Origin of the sequence: Lachnoanaerobaculum sp. OBRC5-5 (assembly GCF_000296385.1) — a bacterium.
In the GTDB taxonomy this organism is placed as follows: Bacteria; Bacillota; Clostridia; order Lachnospirales; family Lachnospiraceae; genus Lachnoanaerobaculum.
This window is the reverse complement of the sequence record NZ_JH815185.1, coordinates 107,942-127,128: the sequence shown is the minus strand read 5'-3', so window position 1 is coordinate 127,128 and position 19,187 is coordinate 107,942. Positions and strand designations below refer to the sequence as shown.

The 19,187-nt window shown below is 34.6% G+C and carries 14 protein-coding genes; all 14 read right to left on the bottom strand.

Annotation, left to right across the window (positions count from 1 at the left end; all coding sequences use genetic code 11):
- Window positions 1-6: 6 nt before the first annotated feature.
- Complete coding sequence (locus tag HMPREF1135_RS00610) at window positions 7-1,185, bottom strand: VWA domain-containing protein (protein ID WP_007590876.1); 1,179 nt, start codon at window positions 1,183-1,185, stop codon at window positions 7-9.
- A gap of 9 nt (window positions 1,186-1,194) precedes the next feature.
- Window positions 1,195-3,423 (bottom strand): DUF5682 family protein, encoded by a 2,229-nt coding sequence (locus tag HMPREF1135_RS00605; protein WP_007590875.1) that lies wholly within the window; start codon window positions 3,421-3,423, stop codon window positions 1,195-1,197.
- A gap of 9 nt (window positions 3,424-3,432) precedes the next feature.
- The gene (locus tag HMPREF1135_RS00600; protein ID WP_007590874.1) at window positions 3,433-4,518 is read right to left on the bottom strand and encodes an ATP-binding protein; all 1,086 of its coding nucleotides are present in this window, start codon (window positions 4,516-4,518) and stop codon (window positions 3,433-3,435) included.
- A 12-nt stretch (window positions 4,519-4,530) separates the two neighbouring features.
- Window positions 4,531-5,364 (bottom strand): HEAT repeat domain-containing protein, encoded by an 834-nt coding sequence (locus tag HMPREF1135_RS00595; RefSeq protein ID WP_007590873.1) that lies wholly within the window; start codon window positions 5,362-5,364, stop codon window positions 4,531-4,533.
- An 11-nt stretch (window positions 5,365-5,375) separates the two neighbouring features.
- Window positions 5,376-6,917, bottom strand: a complete 1,542-nt coding sequence (locus HMPREF1135_RS00590) for an SWIM zinc finger family protein (RefSeq protein ID WP_007590872.1) — start codon at window positions 6,915-6,917, stop codon at window positions 5,376-5,378.
- 46 nt (window positions 6,918-6,963) lie between these two features.
- Window positions 6,964-8,208: a DNA polymerase IV gene (dinB, locus tag HMPREF1135_RS00585; RefSeq protein ID WP_007590871.1), complete on the bottom strand. Its 1,245-nt coding sequence runs from the start codon at window positions 8,206-8,208 to the stop codon at window positions 6,964-6,966.
- Between the two features lie 4 nt (window positions 8,209-8,212).
- On the bottom strand, window positions 8,213-9,658 hold the full coding sequence (locus tag HMPREF1135_RS00580; protein ID WP_007590870.1) for a hypothetical protein: 1,446 nt from the start codon (window positions 9,656-9,658) through the stop codon (window positions 8,213-8,215).
- 105 nt (window positions 9,659-9,763) lie between these two features.
- Entirely contained in the window at window positions 9,764-10,153 is a 390-nt protein-coding gene (locus HMPREF1135_RS00575) for a thioesterase family protein (RefSeq protein WP_007590869.1), read from the bottom strand.
- Window positions 10,154-10,208: 55 nt separating this feature from the next.
- Window positions 10,209-11,201, bottom strand: coding sequence for a gamma-glutamylcyclotransferase family protein (locus HMPREF1135_RS00570; protein WP_007590868.1), 993 nt, complete (start codon window positions 11,199-11,201; stop codon window positions 10,209-10,211).
- A 120-nt stretch (window positions 11,202-11,321) separates the two neighbouring features.
- A complete protein-coding gene (locus tag HMPREF1135_RS00565; protein WP_007590866.1) occupies window positions 11,322-11,711 on the bottom strand; it encodes an immunity 22 family protein in 390 nt (129 codons plus the stop codon).
- A 101-nt stretch (window positions 11,712-11,812) separates the two neighbouring features.
- Window positions 11,813-12,043: a hypothetical protein gene (locus HMPREF1135_RS00560; protein ID WP_007590860.1), complete on the bottom strand. Its 231-nt coding sequence runs from the start codon at window positions 12,041-12,043 to the stop codon at window positions 11,813-11,815.
- Window positions 12,044-12,378: 335 nt separating this feature from the next.
- Window positions 12,379-14,859 carry an SIR2 family protein gene (locus HMPREF1135_RS00555; RefSeq protein ID WP_007590858.1) on the bottom strand — a complete coding sequence of 827 codons (2,481 nt, stop codon included), beginning with the start codon at window positions 14,857-14,859 and terminating at the stop codon, window positions 12,379-12,381.
- Window positions 14,860-15,322: 463 nt separating this feature from the next.
- Window positions 15,323-15,535 (bottom strand): hypothetical protein, encoded by a 213-nt coding sequence (locus HMPREF1135_RS00550; RefSeq protein WP_007590857.1) that lies wholly within the window; start codon window positions 15,533-15,535, stop codon window positions 15,323-15,325.
- Window positions 15,536-15,694: 159 nt separating this feature from the next.
- The gene (locus HMPREF1135_RS00545; protein ID WP_007590856.1) at window positions 15,695-18,982 is read right to left on the bottom strand and encodes a DEAD/DEAH box helicase family protein; all 3,288 of its coding nucleotides are present in this window, start codon (window positions 18,980-18,982) and stop codon (window positions 15,695-15,697) included.
- Window positions 18,983-19,187 lie beyond the last annotated feature (205 nt).

Genomic DNA, 19,187 nt, shown 5'->3' with positions numbered 1-19,187 from the left:
ATCTCCTTATTTTTCCACACCGAATTTACCGGTTGCAAACTCACTCATATCCTCATTTTTCATTGCTTTTTCTAAGAGTCTCGGCAACATCTGCGGAGCGGCTGCAAAACAGGGAATACCGTTATTTGCAATTCTTTGTGCCATATTTGCATCATAATAAGGTTTGCCTGAGTCTGATATGGCAAGCAGACAGATCACAATAACACCGTCTTCCTTCATCTGTGTCAATCTTCTGAGAAGTCCTGCACGGTTTCCGCCCTCTTCAAGGTCTGAAATTAAAAAGAAAATCGTCTTCTTCGGGTTCTCAATATATTTAGTGCAATACTTTATTGATTTTTCAATATCCGTTCCACCGCCGAGTGTGAATCCGAAAAGTAAATCAATAGGGTCCTCGCATTTTTCACTTAAGTCCACTATATTTGTATCAAAAGCCACAACCTTAGTCTTTATAGCGCTCATACTTGCCAGGATACAGCTCATTATAGATGAATATATTACCGACTCTCCCATAGAACCGCTTTGGTCAATATCCAAAATTACAGTATATTTATTGGCGGCGGTTGTTGCGCTTCTCTCAAAGAAATAATACTTTTGAGGGATTATCTTCTTTAACTTTGTATTGTAGTCTTTGATACCCTTTCTTATAGTAGTCTGAAAATCAAGTGCGGATGCTGACGGAATGGGAGAATGCAACTTTCTGTTTATACTTGCCGTAACCGCCCTTTTTAAATCCGTTTCAAGCAAAGCATTTATCTGCTCCACTATTTTTCTTATAAACTCTCTTGCATTTTCCTTACTTTTCTTCGGTATCTGATCCTTTAGGGTAAGTATCATACTTGCCATATGCATATCCGGCTCTATATTTTCTAGAAGCTCAGGTTCAAATATCAGCTGCTTTAAACCGCATCTTTCCATAGCATCGGACTGAATTATCTTTACAATGTCCTTATCAAAAAGTGTTCTCACATCACCAAGCCATCTGCTTATCTGCGGACTTGATGCGCCTTTCCCGGCTCCTCCTCCGAAGCCGAATTTCATATCCCTGTTATAGATGGCATCAAGTGCCGTATCCATCATAAGATCTTCCTGACTTAAATCCGGTCCGTCTCCCATGCCTTCCATTCTTTTTTGTGCTTCAGAACCAAGTATCAGTCTCCATCGCCTCAGTCTGTCATTTGTATCCATTTATATCTCCTAAAAGTCTCCAAAATCAAAGTCTTCGAGAATCTCCGTGTCTACTTCCTTTATCTCAGAGTTTATTATTTCACTTACTTCCTGAGCATTGAGTCCCCATATTTCACCAAGATTTTCGGCAATCATATCTTTTTCCTTAGCGCTGTACTCTACAAAAGCTCTTCTTAAAAAAACTGCCGAACGTCTGAATTCCTCTTCATCCAAGGTATCCAGATACTCACTAAGGCTTTCCCAAAGTGTTAGTCTCCCTATAAGAGCATAATGATTTCTCATAGACAGACCGGCAAACCAGTTTGCACCAAGTTCTGCAGGCATACCTACAGAAAGTCGTATTGATACCTCTTTTCTAAGAGTAGGCTCATCTATCTTACCTGCATCAAGCAGTATTGCAGTAGCAAGTCCTGAGATTTTTGTATTCAAATCATCTCTATTTGAGAGTTCTGTAAGCTTATCAAACCAGAGGCTCTCATCCAAAAAGTCCTGTACCATAAAAACATTATGTATTTTTTGAATGTCCTCAGCCAATGCAGCCGCCGCTATATCATCACATGCCGACTCCCCGACAAGCATAAGTGAAGCTCTGATACAAAGTCTTTTGACAATAGGTATCAGAGGTTCTCTGTCCAGTTTTCTGATATCACTGAATGAAATCATATTTGAAAGTTTGCTCACGGTATCCGCAATATCACACATAGCTATTGCACCGTTTGCCGTCTCATCAAGACTTCTTTTTGCACCCTCAACTATCTTAGGAAGTCCGCAATTAAACGCATCTTCTATAACCTCCGCTATTTCAGATATCTTTGTAGCCTCTAAGAGCCTTTCACTCAGCACAAATGCTACAGCATCCGCTATAGTATCTCCCTTTAATACACTTTCAACTATCTGTATTTCTGCCTCCGGTGTCCACTGAAGTATCCAGTTCTCGGCCCAGGTTGCATTATCCTGACTGCTTCTTTTAATCTTAGCAAAATCAATTCCAAGTACAACAAGTCTGTATAAGAAAAACGATCTGTTTAAGTCAAGAAAAGCACTCTCCTTTGACTTTACTCTTAAGTTTTCTCTTAAATCAAGTTGCAATGGTGTAGCCACAAGCTCCTTATATTTTTCAAGCTTTAACTGCTTAAGTTTAGAAGTAAAGTCACTTTGTATAGATGTCTGCATAGCATCCTGTGGAACACTGCCTATCTTTTTTCCTATATCGGTCTCTGCAAAGCCCATTGCCATCTCACCGAAACTTCCACCACCCATACAGGTAATACTTGCATCCTTTAAATCTTCAAGTGTAGGAACAGAGCCTCCTCTAATAATTGCAAGTTCTCTTGCAAGCCTTGTCGCCTCTATTACCTGAGCGGATGAAACGATTCCGCCATGCTCTCTCATATACTTTGCCAAACTGCTCAGATACTTTCTTTCATGATAAGTAATATCTCCGTTTAAAAATCCCTGCCAAAGCAACTCGTAATACGCCGGCGCCGCATTTCCCGCACCATAACCGGTTCTTTTACTAAGCCTATAGTAAGAATACGGCATCAATGTAACATTGGATTCTCTTCTTCCCAACGCCTTATATTCCTTATCGGACATTGCTCCTTCAAGACTTTCAATAGCTGATGTATGAAAAGCACCCGTTATAGCCACTATCTTTTCAGTATCAAATCCCTTTTCTATATATTCCTTTATCTTTCTTTTCATAAAGCTTTCACGGACTATATCTCTTATAAAGGATTTGTCATCTGCATTTGTATCTTTTCTTATGCTTTCTCCAAACAAAGCACTGCCGGCTCTATAGGCATGCATATCCTCACTATGCTCCAAGGTTCTCTCCCAAAAACCTTCCATATCCGTTTCAATACTTTTCTTCGGATTTGTTTCTGAGATAATCTCCTCATCTTTAGTTTCATCATCCCCTTTTTCAAGTCCCAGAATAATATCGGATTCCAAGTCAAAAAAATGACATTCTGTATTATTTTCCCTTGCCCAAAGAATTGCCTGATACTCCGGCGAATATTCTGCAAAAGGATAGAGTATCGTATCAATAGGTGCTTCCTTTGTATATGCCATGATGGCAAATGGAGGAACAAGTTTTTTTAAGACAATATCATCTATCAAAAAGTCAAAATCCGCCGGTCCCTCTATAAGCACAAGTGAAGGCTTTACTTCATCCAAAAACTGTCTTAGAAAATATGCACCTGCAGGTGAAAAATGTCTAATTCCAAAAGTTTTCATGGCTGCCTCCTAGCCATTGAGCATCCTACATTCATTGTAGAGTCCAATCCACTCTTTTCCGCGCTTTTTCATTATATTCTCAAGGTACTCTTCCCAAACTTTTGAGTCTTTTGAATCTTCCTTTACTATTGCACCTTGAAGTCCTGCTGCAAGGTCCGCATCGCTTATCTCACCGTCTCCGAAACTGCCTGCCAAAGACATACTGTTTGTAAGTAAGGATATAGCCTCTGCAGTGGAAAGTACATTTGCTGTGGATTTGATTTTTTGCTTTCCGTCAAGTGTCTCACCCTGTCTAAGCTCTCTGAATATTGTACAGACCTTCTTTATTACCTCAGCCTCAGGCACCTTTGAAAGCAATGCCATACCTTCTGAAAGCTTCTCGATTCTGGTCTTTACTATATCCATCTCCTCTTCAAGAGTATTCGGACTTGGAAGCACCACTATATTAAATCTTCTCTTTAGAGCGGCACTCATATCATTTACACCACGGTCTCTGGTATTTGCTGTAGCTATTATGGAAAATCCCTTCTTAGCCGCACTCTCCTTACCAAGCTCAGGAATAGAAATTCTCTTTTCGGAGAGAATTGAAATAAGGGCATCCTGTACCTCGGAGGCACAACGTGATATCTCTTCAAATCTGGCAATTTTACCCTCTTCCATAGCCTCAAAAACAGGACTCTTTATAATTGCCTTATCACTTGGGCCTTCTGCTATAAGCATGGCATAATTCCATGAGTATCTTATCTGCTCCTCTGTAGTTCCTGCAGTTCCCTGTATAACACAGGTTGAGTTACCGTTTATAGCGGCACATAGATGCTCCGACAACCATGACTTTGCAGTACCCGGCTCACCGATCAAAAGTAATGCTCTGTCTGTTACCAAAGTGGCTATTGCTATTTCAACTATTCTCTTATTTCCTATGTATTTCGGCATTATTTTAACACCGTTGCACTCACCGCCCATAATGTAAGTAAGTACAGACTTCGGTGACATCTTCCATCCTGTGGGAACGGGATTTTTTTCAGCCGCAATAAGTGCATCTATTTCTTTTTGGAACATGACCTCCGCCGGAAGCCTTTGTAATTCTTCGCTCATATCTATCACCTTTTATTTCTTCTTAACTTCTACAGTTTTTAAAAATTCAACAGCCTTTTCATTATTAAATGTCTTTAAAGTCTCTATAGCATCGGTTTTACTTGCTCTATCGGATGTTTTTGCAAGTTCAATCAAAAAGTCTATATTATCTTCACTATACTTCAAAGACCTTATAGCTCTTTTTCTTATATCTTTCCTTGCCTCTCCGTTTATAACAGACAAATAAAAATCATTTTCTTCTTCTTTTGCGAGATCAGCGATAATATCAAATCTCAGATACATCTCGCTCTTTCCCATCGGATCAAAGTCTCTTTTTAGCGGCTCTACCATCATCTTGCCATATTCCATGATCCATCTTCCGATCATAAATGAGATCTCACTGTATCCGTCACCCAGTCCGTCAATAAACTTCGGCAATATTCTATAGTCTAAGAAGATATCAGGGTTTTCTTTTCTGGCTTCCACCAACGCTTCCCATCTACCACTTCCTGTTGTAGTAAGTGCAGTTATAATAGGCTCAAGCATCTTATAAGAATAATTTCCATTGACCCTTCCACAGCTTTTTTCAATATCTGAAAGCTCACCGGTTTCATATATACCTGCCTGAGTTTCAAGTACCGCATCTACAAGTGCAAGCAGATCCAAAGTCTTCTCACCGGGATTATCACATACAAACAGCTCCTCAGCCTGCTTTTTAATCTGTGCAAACACAGGTGCCGCCTTTGAAAGAGCCTCCATATCATCTACACATTTTTTCAGCCTGAAGTCTTCCTTTATAAGAGAGCTGCCTGTAATTACACTGTTTCTTAATTGTTCCTGTAATTTATATAAAATATCCAAATTCATAATAGCCTCCCTTAATATGCCAATCTGAGTATTTCGTTTTCCGTGATAATACTTCTTGGCTCTACACAAATCTGCTTCAGCATCGAGTCATAATGTGCCAATCCGAATAACACCTGATTTTTAAGATAGTCTTCACTTGGAAGTCCGAATATTGCGTCCATGGCTGTTTTATCCTTAGTCATAGCCCTTAGTAAGATCTGCTTTCCTTCTTTATCCTCTGCTACAACATCACTGCCGTTTGTACCTATCTTTGCAAACTCAAAAAGTACTCCATAAGCATTATCGGATAAAGTAGCTTTCAATATGTTTTTAGCAGGCTTTAAAAACTCTGTTATATTCTTCTTTGCAAAGCTTCTTATCTTTTTGATATCACCTATATCCAAATCTTCATCTCTACTGCTCTCATAACGGATTCTTCTGTTTTCTCCCTCATTTGCAGGATAGAAATAAAGCTTTTCAATAAACTTTTTACCAAAGAAGCTGTCATCTCTTTGAATATATTTCTTTGCTTTTAGTGGGCAATAATTGGCTGTATAATTTATATCTCCGGTATCAAGATCTATCCAATAGCCTTTATCTATATATTCTGCTTTTACATCATCATATTCCGATATAAAGCTTAACTCCGCAATTGATACATTTTCCTTTTTAAGACCTGTTTCACCAAGTTCTTCAAGCTTCCATACTCCGCCAAGTGCCTCATAGAGTATATTATCATCAGGGTCGGTAGAATCACTTTCAAGCTTTTTATTAAGGTAATCCCTTGCTCTCTTTTCGATATATCTAAGCTTTGTTAGCTCCTTTACCGCTAAAGATAACAAATACTCCTCAACATAGTCATTTGGATAATCGTTTCTTAACTCATCTATATAGCTCTTAGGATAATCATTTATTATTTCTTCTATAAACAGATCATTTTTTATCATTCTTAGGGATCTTAAGAATCTTTTAAATATTATCTGTACTCCCGGCAAATAGTAATCTCCCAACTGTTTTGCCAGTTCATCATATTTTTTATCAAATGCTTTATCCACGCAGGCTGCCACACCTGAACCGGTTATTTGACTCATAACATCTTTTAACAGATCCAAGCCCTCAATCTGCTTCTTTATCTTCTTTGTTTTAGCCGCTTTTGAGGCTGCACTTGTTTTTTTCGGCTTGTCAGGATTTTTCTCCTTTTCAATTTCCTTCTCGGCCTTTTTCTTTTCTCTTGCCTCTATCTTTTCTCTCTTATCCAAAATATCCTGAGGAATCTCAGCCGTTTCAAAGCTCTTGCCCTCTTTCATCTCAAACATCAAGCCTATAGCATGTTTGCATGGAAACTGTCTGCTTGGGCAAGAACATCTAAATACCGGTTCACCCTCTTTTTCAAAGTCTATGGAAACATTATAATTGCTCTTTCCACTTCCTTTGCACTCACCAAAATAAAGACTGTCATCAGCCGACTTCATTCTTTTTACAAAACTGTTTCCTGACGACAGCTTTCTGCCGTTTGAAACCGCATTCGCATTAGGTGCTATAGAAACTATAGCCTGCTCATCAAAAGTTCTCATATTCGATCCTTTCCGATATCTTTTGGATATATTATATCACAAATTTTTAACTGTTATATTTTTGCATAGAGTCCATTACTTCCCTCATTCGCTCTATATAATCATATACTTTTACATTATTTTGCATGTCCTTTATTTCATCAAAATTAAGATTATAATACATGCTCATTTCCTGCCATTTACTTTCGACTTTCTCTTTTACCATATCCTTTTCTACAGAGAAAATATCTGAAAAACTAAGCTGTCTTCCATCTTCCTCTCTCAAATGATAAAGCCCTGTACCAACAAGTCTTACCTCGCCTTTAGGTACATTCTTTAAAAGATTGCTCGCATTTTCATATATGGTATAGGCATCACTTGTACTTGCACTTATAAGCATGGATCTTGTTATACTCTTCATATTGGAATAAGTGATTTTAAGGGAAACACCTTCCCCGTAAAGTCCAAGTCTTTTTGCCCTCCCTGCCACACGAAAAGACAATATAAAAAGCACATCATCCAAAAGTTTAAAGCTTGATACATCCTTTTGAAATGTAAACTCCTTACTGATAGACTTTGTATCCTCTTCCCTATAAGGTATTACCTTTCTGTCATCATAGCCGAAAGCCAGATCAACAAGATATTCACCCTGCTTTCCCATAAACATTTTCACTTCATTACTTTTATTTTGTAAATCTCTTACTGTATCAACACCGTATAAATGGAGCCTTTTTGCAGTTTTTTCTCCTACTGTATATAATGATTTTACATTTCTATCAAGTACCAATGTTACAAAATCTTCTCTTGACTTTATTTCAAAATATCCGTCAGGCTTTTTCTCTTCACTTGCAGTCTTTGCTGCAGTCTTTGAATACGCCAGACCTACAGAGCAGGTAAGAGAGAGTTCCTCTCTTACCCTTTTTTTGATCTCAAACCCGATTTTTCCTGCTTCCTCCCATGAATCCACTTTTCCGGTCAGATCAAGATATCCCTCATCAAGTGCAATATACTCCGTTATATCAGTATAACTTTCCAGTATCTTATGCAACTGCTCCGATACTTTTTTGTATTTCTCAAAATTCGGATGCCTAAATATTCCTTTAGGACAACGATTAAACGCCTCTTTAATATTCATCCCTGAACGAATACCGTATTTTCTGGCTTCATAATTACAGGTCGATACAACTCCTCTTTCATTCGGCATTGAACCTATGATAAGCGGCTTACCTATTAGAGTCTTATCATCTCTCATCTCCACTGAAGCATAAAAGGCATCCATATCCACATGAATAATTATTTGACCTTCCGACATATCATTATCCTGCAAAGATTGTACCGTCAAACACATCTTCTATGTTCTTTCCTTCTATACTGAAACCGTATTCAGAAGCTTTTCCCATAGGTATACGAATAAGACTGCCATCTGAAGTTGTATAATCGGTAAAACTCTCCTTATCCGTACCTACCGGAACCAGTACACTGCCGATAGGAATATCGTAATCCCCAACTTCCTTACCGTTTATACCGTCCAATTTCTTAGCTTTTATGGAGATTTTAGTTGTCAATTGTATAGGTGTGGTAATTGTATAGTAGTTTTCCAAAATCTTCGGCATTCCTTTACTTCCAACAGTATATCTTCCTTCTATACCCAAGGTACTTATAGTATAAATCCTGTCTCCAAGATAAAATTCATCCGGATTTAAAAGAGAAGTATCTGCAAAACTTTCGGAAATTTCAAGTTTTTCTGATTTATTATTCAAATCAATTATTGATATACTGTTGTAATCATTGTCATACTGCAACTCAATATAGAGATAGGCATTATCTCCCTTTTTCACCACACTTGCCTTGGAAATACCATAGCTTGCATCTTCCTCATATGTGCTTTTTTCACCGTCAATTGTCACATTTATTTCCTGTAACATAAGATACTCGTCAATATCCTGTTCTATCTTCACAGTTCTAATTTTACCGTCAAGATCTATCTTTACCTCTTTATCTGTTGGTATTTCAAAAGCGTAATCCTTTGGCAAGCTAAGTATCTCTTCATTAAAAAACTCACCATATACTGCAAACTCCAAAGGTATGGAAACTATCCTTTCTGTATATTCATCCTTTGCAGTCATATAAATCATCATACAACCACTACTTAGTGTCCACGCAAGATCAGCTTTATCATTTGCTCCCAAATTAAAAGCATCGGGATTTGTCAGAACAGTTTTTAGCTTCTCACTAAATCCCTCTATATCTTCTCCATATTCATTTGCAAGATAATTATCCTTTTCAATCCTATCATATAGACCTGCTGAATCCTTTAATACATCCTCTATCTTAAGCTCCTTACCTGTATTTGAGTCTATATTTACTCCTCTAAGCAGTTCTTTTGTATCAGTACTTCCATTCATTACAGTAGTAGCCAGCAATACACTGAAAACACTTGTATCGGTTCGAGTCAGATTAATCCTTGGATAATATCCTCCCACCCAATCATTATTTATTTTGTTTACAATATCATTCAACTTTTCATTTCCCTCTACACTAAGTTGAGGTATTGTATTTCCATCACCCGCTATTTTGTTATATACATGTGCCTTTAGCATTTCCACGTCATTTTGTACTTTTGTTTCAGTTTCCTGAACGCTTTCTTTCTCAGAACTTTCAGCCACTGTACTTTCATTTGTATTAATTGTTATTGAAATTTTCTTTCCGCATCCTGCCAGTAAAAAAATTGCAGGAATCAAATATATAAAACTCTTTTTCATAAAGTCCTCCTTTTATCCTATACTATCACAAAATAATTGTACCACCAATAAAGATAGTCTTAAAATAAAAAAAGTGCAGTCGGTTTTACCCTTCTGCACCTTAGCTTATTTATCTAACTTACTGTCAGTCTTTGCCTGAAACTTTTCATTATTTACAATAAATCTTTCGTGAATTCCCTCTCCTATAAGACCTTTTTCATCATATGCCTCAACCTTGAATGTAAGAGCTCTTCCATCCACCTTTATAAGCTCAGACTTTATCACGACCTTCATACCAAGCGGTGTGGCTGATAAATGCTTTACATTTACACAAGTGCCTACTGTGGTAAATCCCTCCTCCAGTATATCGTTAACACTCATAAAACATGACTCTTCCATCAAAAGTATCATCATCGGTGTAGAAAACACCTCTAAACTTCCACTTCCTATACCTGCTGCAGTATTTTCCTTTGTTACAATAGTCTCTCTTTGTCCCTTTATTCCTACTTCCAACATAGTATTCTCCTTATCTATAGATATAGGCTATTTTATCATATTTTACTAATGAATGTTATACAGATAGAGTCAACATAACAGATTTTAATCTGTCGGTATAGCAGACCTCAAAGTTATTTGGTATTTCGATTTTTACATTATCGGAAATATAAATCTTAACATCCTTGTTTTTTGAAATATCCGTATTTACCGCTTTACTAATATCAAACGCTTTATTAAAAACCTTTTCAACTGAGAAAACATCAAGCCTTTTTGACTCATCAATTTCACCTGATGAATATATGATAAACTTCGGTGCATCCAAGACTTTGAGATTATATTTTGAATAAATATAATCTGCAAAGTTTCTTCCTTCTATTTCCAACGCTCGTGTAAAAGCCTTCTCCCAAAACTTTGCAGGATTACATGTCGAAACAGGTAGCATTACGCTTAATATGGCTTTTTTATTATTTCCTATAATATAAAGTGATACTCTTACATTTACTTGATTCTCCCCATATTTGTAGCTTAAATACTCATATCCGATAAATGAAAACTCTTTATCTGTAAATACATCTTTTACTTTTTCAGTGAATAAATCCTTATTTTTTGATGGATTATTTAAGTCTTCTATAGGATAATTAAGGTATAGATCACAGACCGGAAACTCCATATCTCTCACATCTGCAAATTCATCAATTGTAGCTTCAAGATTTTCATTATTGCACATATTGCTGACATCATCCTGCAAATGTATCTTCTCTTCCTTATCTTTTTTTATGTAAATAAAAGCATCCTCATAACCATACTCTGAATGAACTCTCACCTTTGCCTTTATATACATAGGAATTACTTCCCATTGGTCTATATAGAACATGTCCTCCTTATTTACAAGTAATACCTTACCTTTAACACATCCTCCCTTATTTGGAACTACATTAAAATACTTCTCACCTGTATTTATAGAATATCCCTCAAGTCTTGCATCATATGATTCCAAAGTATGTCCTAAGAGCTTATTTTGCAAATATTCAGATTTCAAAGTCCCATATACAAATATCTTGTACATAAATATCTCCCATATACCCTGTATTGAAATTTTAATACTGATATACTTATTCTTTGTAAAATTTATTTTCTGATATATTAGCACAATATAGAAAGTAAAATAAAGGAAATTAAGAAAACTTTACACCTTTAATATACCTACATACTTCATACTACTGCAACCTTCCGAATCTAAATCCGGAAAATCTTTAACAGCTACTCCCCAAATAACATTTCCTTCTAAAATCCCTTTTGCATTACACACCCTCTCAAATTCATCCAAATCAGAGATATAATCTTTTGCAAGCTCTCGTACATTACATAAAGAAGCCCTAAAACAAAACCAAAAGTCCTTTTCATCCAGTTCTTCCAATCCCGTTTCCCTGCAAAATCCACACTTTAGGCTAATATCGGGTTTAGCTCCAAGCCCCTCTTTGAAAAGTTTTAATTCATTTTCATATGGCTCATTATCCCAATACTGTTCAAAGTCATTCTCTTCGAATGTAGCTATCCATATATAGTAAGTTTTCATAAAAAATTATTCCTAATATATAACACGTAGATTCTTGTACTATCTTTTTATTAATTATGGGTTTGATTCCTATAAAACTAAAAATAAGCTACTAATGTTACTTAATACTTTAATCCTTCCGGAACCAGGATATTTTTCATATTTGGAGATACTTTTATCCTCGATATATGAAATGCATTTTTGCAATCATTACACCATATGACACCATATCCCATATTTGTCTTATCATCTATTATATGCATTGAATAATCCGTATTTATACTATTACAAACAGGGCAATTGCCGGGACTATTTTTATCAATAATAGATTTTAAGTTATTTGCCCACTTCAATATTTGTCCTCCTATAATCAAGTCAAGTAATATATTTACGACTCCAAGTACTGTATTAAGTTCTATACTCCAATTCCGGCTATATTTAGGTTTTATATAATATTCGTTCGGTTGTCAAATTTCTAGTTTTACCATCTGATTGAGTATGTTAAATTATGAACTTTTGGGATCACAAAATGTGACCCCGAACAACTTATTTCCCAATCTGGTTATATTCAAATTTATCTATACCCTCTTGTAACAAATCTTTTATAAACTTTACATTCCAATCTGGTTATATTCAACTACTATCGGATACAGAAATCGTAATATAAAATTGAACTTATCCTAATTCTTCAAATAGTTTTATTACACATGTTATAAATTATATTATCTAACTTTAAAATAATATTAGAAATTTCTTTATTTTTACTTCTATCATTCCTCTCATAACGATTTGAACTATTTATATATTCTTTCATTTTATCCTTTATTTGTATACACATAAACGAAAAAGATACTTTTTGATTATTATCAAAAATTTTATAAAACTTTTCATAGAAAACAATATATTGTCCAACCTGCCTATATGGATAATGTCTTTCTGGTGTTTTATTTGAACATATAAGTTTATGAGCTTCTGCAAAATTTTTATATGCATTTTCCTTATCATTATTATATATTGTTTTTTCCAACAACAATCTAGCTCTCAAACTCTCAACTTGATATGACTCTTCAGAATATCGTTCTTTTGAAAAAGCACTCGCAGTCTCTAAATATATTTCTGCTGCACTATAATCATGAATTTCCATAACTGCAAGTGCATACTGAATCCAGAAAAATTGGTTTTTTGAGTAATACTGAGTCTTTCTTGCATTTTCATAAAATCTAATATACATTTTATTAATTTCTTTATCTTCTCGGTTAAATATCATACGTAAATTTGAAAATGAAATAATTAATTTTAAAATAGAAATATTCTTTTGAATATATGCATGCTTTGATAAAAAATTTACCATTTCACATGAAATATCTAATATATCATTATTAAATCTATTATTCGCAATTATATGATATGCAACACTTGATGACTTGAATTTAATAGTATTGCGATCAAGTAGCACTAGATCTTTTATCTCTTTATACTTATCAAAATACAAAATATTAGTTCTAAAACCTAGTATAGTCTCTATATCGTCATATGTAATATCTATAGCAATAACATGACATATGAAAGCCATCAAAAGTATTTTTTTGCACTCTTCAGTTTTACATATTATACCTATAATTTCATTAAATTTATCAATAACATTTGGAGATTTATATATTTCCAACAGAATATTTCTAATTTCAGATTTACATTTCTTACTCAAAAAATTCTGCTTTTTATTTATTTTCATTGCTGCCTGACTTCCCCACAGATTGTATTGATTCAAATAATTTATAAAACTTTGTATCTCTAGTTGAGTTAAAAAATTCAGTTCATACATTGCCAGCGAATTTTCATCTAAATTAAGTCCCTTAATAAGTCTACCATAAAAATTATCATTTATATAACTTCTTGCCGTAAAAACAAATTTTATATTACTACAATTATATCTAAGTATAATTTCCCAGATAGAGCTATCTACTAGCTGATTATAATTTTCAAAAAACAAAAAATGCATTCCCTTTTCTGATGCAAGATGTGATAAATCGTCTGATAATGAAATATCAAATTTATCTAAATAGTATACACGTCCCAATAATTTTAAACGTTCCTCCACTTGTTTCATTACAACTGTTTTTCCGTTTGCTAAATCCGAATGAAATATAACAACTTTACCTTCTTTATTCAAAAACTTAATAGCTGAATCAACACATTCCCTTTCAACAACATAATTATTTTTATAATTAGTTGCAATCTTGTCATCGTCTACTATACCGTATAACAATAACTCAATAATGCTATTTGAATCAATGTTATTTGCAACACTTTTACTCTTTTTACATTCTCTCAGACAGATTAGTTCATGTTCTTTTTTAGACCTATTGTAGCTTTTATCAACTTTTTGTATATATTTGCTAAATTCTAGCAGCCCCTTATCATAGACTTCTCCAAATTTCTCCATTACTGATAATGTTCTTTTGCCAGGTTCAAAAGTTACAAATATGCATTTATCTTTTAATGATGAATCTTCTGAAAATATTTGTTGAAGTTCTATATCATATCCCAAGGAATATCCTATAAATATAACACTTTTAGCATTTACAATATCATGATGTAGCGCAACTGCCCAATCACTACCAGTAATTGTTCTTTTCAAATATGATTGTTGCGTCAACTTAAAGGTAGTATTAATATTATTCTCGTTTACTTCTCCAATATAACCATTAATATGTATTACAGCATTTTTCTGATTATGTACTTCTGAAATACGTGATGAGGATGTTATTGGCTCTCTCAATATACCTTTATTTCTTGATGCGAATTCCATTACATCATCATAATTTGTAGTATAAATTCTCTTCCAATCAATTCCTGCTATAACTTTATGCTCATCACCTACACACAAACAACTGTATTTTTTCTTAAGTATATTTATTAAATCTCTTAGTGTATTTCCTGCATCTAGATACCTTGTTGATATATAACTTAAGTCCTCGAGATCTTTTTCGTCTTCTCCATCTATATCTATATTTCCTTGTTTTATTAATTCTTTACACAAACCAGCTGCCATAGGAAAATCAGTATCATCAATATTTTTCGCTCCAACTGAAAAACCAGCACCTAAAAAAAGGATTGCATTCCCATCCAATACATTTTTTACTATTTTTTCTAGTTTATTATCTATCATAGCCACTCCTAATTTATCAAAAATCCATTTATTATTTACAATCTAATATAGTACAATAATAACACTATATGCTGTCAGAATAAACGTATTTCGTATTCTTTGTATACAACTATTGTCTGATCAGTCACTTCTGTCATGAAACTCTCCACTTGATCTTCCGCAGCTCTTAAAGCATGAGTATTGTGCTTAATATTACTACCTCTCCCAGCAACCTTGTTCAAGGTCACATTTTGTGACCTTGAACGTTCAGATACGTCAAGAAAAACTTCCTATCCCCTAATAATATAATTTTTTGCAAGGGATTCCTGATTTACAATCATGTTGTCTTTTTTATCCATCGTTTATCCTCCTATTCAAACTTTTCTAACATTCCAGACATTACACTACACATAGTATATCATGTGTTTAATGCTACACACTTTGAGAAATTGAATAAAGTACAAATATCCATGTCAGCCTTTAATTAAAATATACCTTTATTGACTACTTCTCTTAATTGCTGACTTAAAAATATATCACCAACAGAAACAAAAAACTCAATCACATTTTCATCACCGATAGCAGTAAGTATATTATCTATTATTATATTCCATTCTGGGAATTTTTTACACTCTTCATATAATTCAAATATTTTAGATACTACTTCTTCTTTACTAAGATTACTCTCTGCTTCCATAAATAACTCCTATTCTCTAAAATTTCAACAATCCATCCTATATTTATGTAACTTTATATTCAAAAAACCATCTATATGTCATCTCATCTTTATTATAGTTTAATATTTTAGCATTGGTATCTGATTTTACATATTATAATATGTATCAAAATACTATAACTACGCAGCAGCATTCTCATTAATGCTATCTATAATACCTTTGATATTTGCCCATACTCCCAAATCTGTAAATATCTCAACTATACTTCCCTGGTCTGTAAATGGAGCGTCTTGTAATACAGATAAATCTTTCATCATTCCATTGTGAACTATATACTCCACAATCTGATTTACAAAGTAAATCTGTCTGCTGTCAAGATTACTGTTCTCAAGATACTCTGAAAATGCTTCCTTCGCTGCATTCATATCAAGACCGACTATTTCTCTTACCAGCTCACCAAGCGGCTTTTGCCCGTATTCCTTCTCATACTCCTCTCTTGTGCCAAGTTCTGACCAAAGCACTTTTTCAAGTTCTTTTATATCATCCTTGCTTAAAGGAATATTAGATTTCAACTTTTGTATAGCCTCATTGTCCTGATGCTCTTTAATATAATATTCAGCCTTTGCACGATAGTTTTTCAACGAATCACTTTCAAGATCAGAGTCATTCCATTCTATTGAAATTATATCGTCAGTAAAGTTAGTATCATATATAATACCTCCCTTTGGGATATACTTCATAAGTCCACGGAGCTTTTCTCTTATTATCTCAAACTCGTTTACACCACAGCCCTCTATGTAATCAGTATGTAATATATCTCCTATAAGGTCTGATTGCTCATTTATTTCTGTAATATTAGCAATACTTGCAAGTTTTTTCGCATTCTTCCTTAAATCAGTAACAAACCTCTTATATGATTTACCTGCAAGACATGCAAGCTCTATGCCATACATCAATGCATCGAAACGCACTGCACTGATTTCATCATCTTCAGGTAAAATAAGAGGTGAAAGTTCTTCTCTTATCAACACAGTATCTTCAAATGTAAGTGCATTATAACCTTCTTCAGTAGAATATAATTCCACAAACTTTAAATGTTGCCTTACATCAAAGCTGTCTCTTGAAAGCTCTGATACCTTTGCTACCATCTCTTCAACAAGTCTTTTTCTAAACGCTCTAAGCTCATCACTCTGATAATCCAAATCCTGCAATCTATATGCAATTTCAAACTTTAAATTAAAGATGGCACTCTGTATAGGAATAGAATTATCTGTAGCCTTACCCTTACTTATTCTAAAGAAATCAAAATTACCACAAAAGTCAAAAATATAAAATTTAGACTTGTCAACTCCGTCAATAAGACCCGGACACAATCTTGTACCACGTCCTATCATCTGCCAGAACTTTGCATAACTCATTACTTTCTTAAAGAAAACAAGATTGACAACCTCCGGAACATCAATACCGGTATCCAGCATATCTACAGAAATAGCTATCTGAGGAAATTTATTTGCATCCGAAAAATCATCAATAATACGCTGTGCAAATTTAATCCTGTTGTCAATAACCTGAGCATATCCGGTTAGATGTGGATACTCTTTATTAAAGATTTCAAGAATCTTCTCAGCATGTGCATGATTCTTTGCAAAAATAATGCTCTTGCCAATTTTTTGTCCATAATCTATTTTAATTCCGTTCTTCATAAATGTATCAAGAACTTTACGAATAGTATCAGAATTAAATATCCACTCATTGAGTGCAGATGAGCTTATTGACTCCGGTAAATAACCATCCTCTGTCTCAAAAGTATTCTCATATATGCTCTTATCTTCATCTGAAAGATCCGCATACACAATTCCTTCCTCAATAAACTTAAGCTTCGTTTCCACTGAAAAAAAATCAACCAGATATCCATCCTTTACAGCCTGTGAGAGTTCATATCCGTATGTAGGAACTCCCTGCTCAAGATCAAATCTTTCATAAGTGTTTTTATCAATATCGTCTTTTGGTGTAGCTGTAAGTCCTACCAAAGGAGCATCAAAATATGTAAAAATATTTTTATATTTATTGTATATAGACCTATGTGCTTCATCACATATAACAAGATCAAAATGTCCGCATGTAAATATTTTTCTATCCTCTTCCTTAGCCGAATCTATGCAATTCATCATAGTCTGATATGTAGAAAAAACGCAATGAGCCTTATAATTATCCTTTTCATCACAAAGATTGGTTACTGAAAGGTCAGGATAATTATTTCTAAACGCTCTCTTTGCCTGAGTTACCAAAGATGTTCTGTCCGCAAGGAACAAGATATTCTTAATCCATCCTGCATCAAGAAGTACATGACACAACTCTATTACAGTTCTTGTCTTTCCTGAACCCGTAGCCATAACAAGTAATGCTTTCCTACGATGTTTTTTATCAAAAGCATTACATACCGCCTTGATTGCCGCCTCCTGATAATATCTACCGGCAATATTCTTATCTATAACGACATTTTCAAGAGATGTTCTCATTTTTCTTAAGTTGAACATCTTTTCCAAGTCTTCTTTTGAATATACGCTTGCTACCTTTCTTTCAGGATAATCACCATCTATTATTCTGGTCTCAAATCCGTTTGTAAGGAAAATACAAGGTCTTCTACCGAATTTTTTCTCAATAGCGTCTGCATAGTCGTTTGCCTGTTTTCTTCCGGCCACAACATCTACACATGTACGCTTTGCCTCTACTATTGCAAGTGGTTTGTGAGAAGCATCATAAAGTACATAGTCTACAAATCCGTCACCTGAATCTGTAGGTAATCCATCTATCTTTACCTCATTTAACCAATCAGAACCCTCTCTCCATCCTGCATCTGCCAGCATAACATCAATGTACATTTTTCTTGTTGAATATTCTGAGAGTTCAAGCGGCTTTGTAACATAGCTTTGGATCTTTTCTTCTCTCTGCTCTGTAAGTGAAGCCTTAAGTGATGCATTCTCTGCTATCAATTTATCCAAATCTATATCGGAAATTTCAGTTGTCTTTGGCGGCTCAACCTCTTTTGTCAGAAGTGATTTATCAAAGCTTTGTTCAACATAATTATCCGCATAACAATAGCTCACAAAATCAAAGAATATATGCAGATTCTCGAGACAAAGTATTGCCTTCTCCTCTGTTACCTTCCTTGCATTGTGAGTACCGTCATTACCTATCTTACGTATATAATCCATACGCTTAAACAGGTCTGCATCAATAATATCTTTGAATTCTTCGGTATTCATTAGGCTGATTAGATTGTCCTGATATGGTTTAGTCAATGAAGCATCTACCGAATACATCCATTTAATAGCAAACTCCATGGCTCTGCGGCAATTCATCACACACAGTCCCGGATCTATATATAAAACTTTTTCTGCCGCAATAGCAACATCTGAAAAGGTATCAAATCTCTTTTCCTTTTTCAAATAGTCAAAGTTGCCCATGCAAACCTCCCCGTAGTTTTAGTAAGTAGTATTTAGTAAAGAATATCTCAACTTTATAGAAATATTCTTAAAATTTTATTTATGTAAAACTCAATCGTGTTAAGAAAATCGTTAACTATGACCATTTTACAGTAAAGTTAGGGTTTTGTATATATGGATTTGCGGTTCCATGCTGGCAGAATATGAAGTGGTTAAACATTTTTTG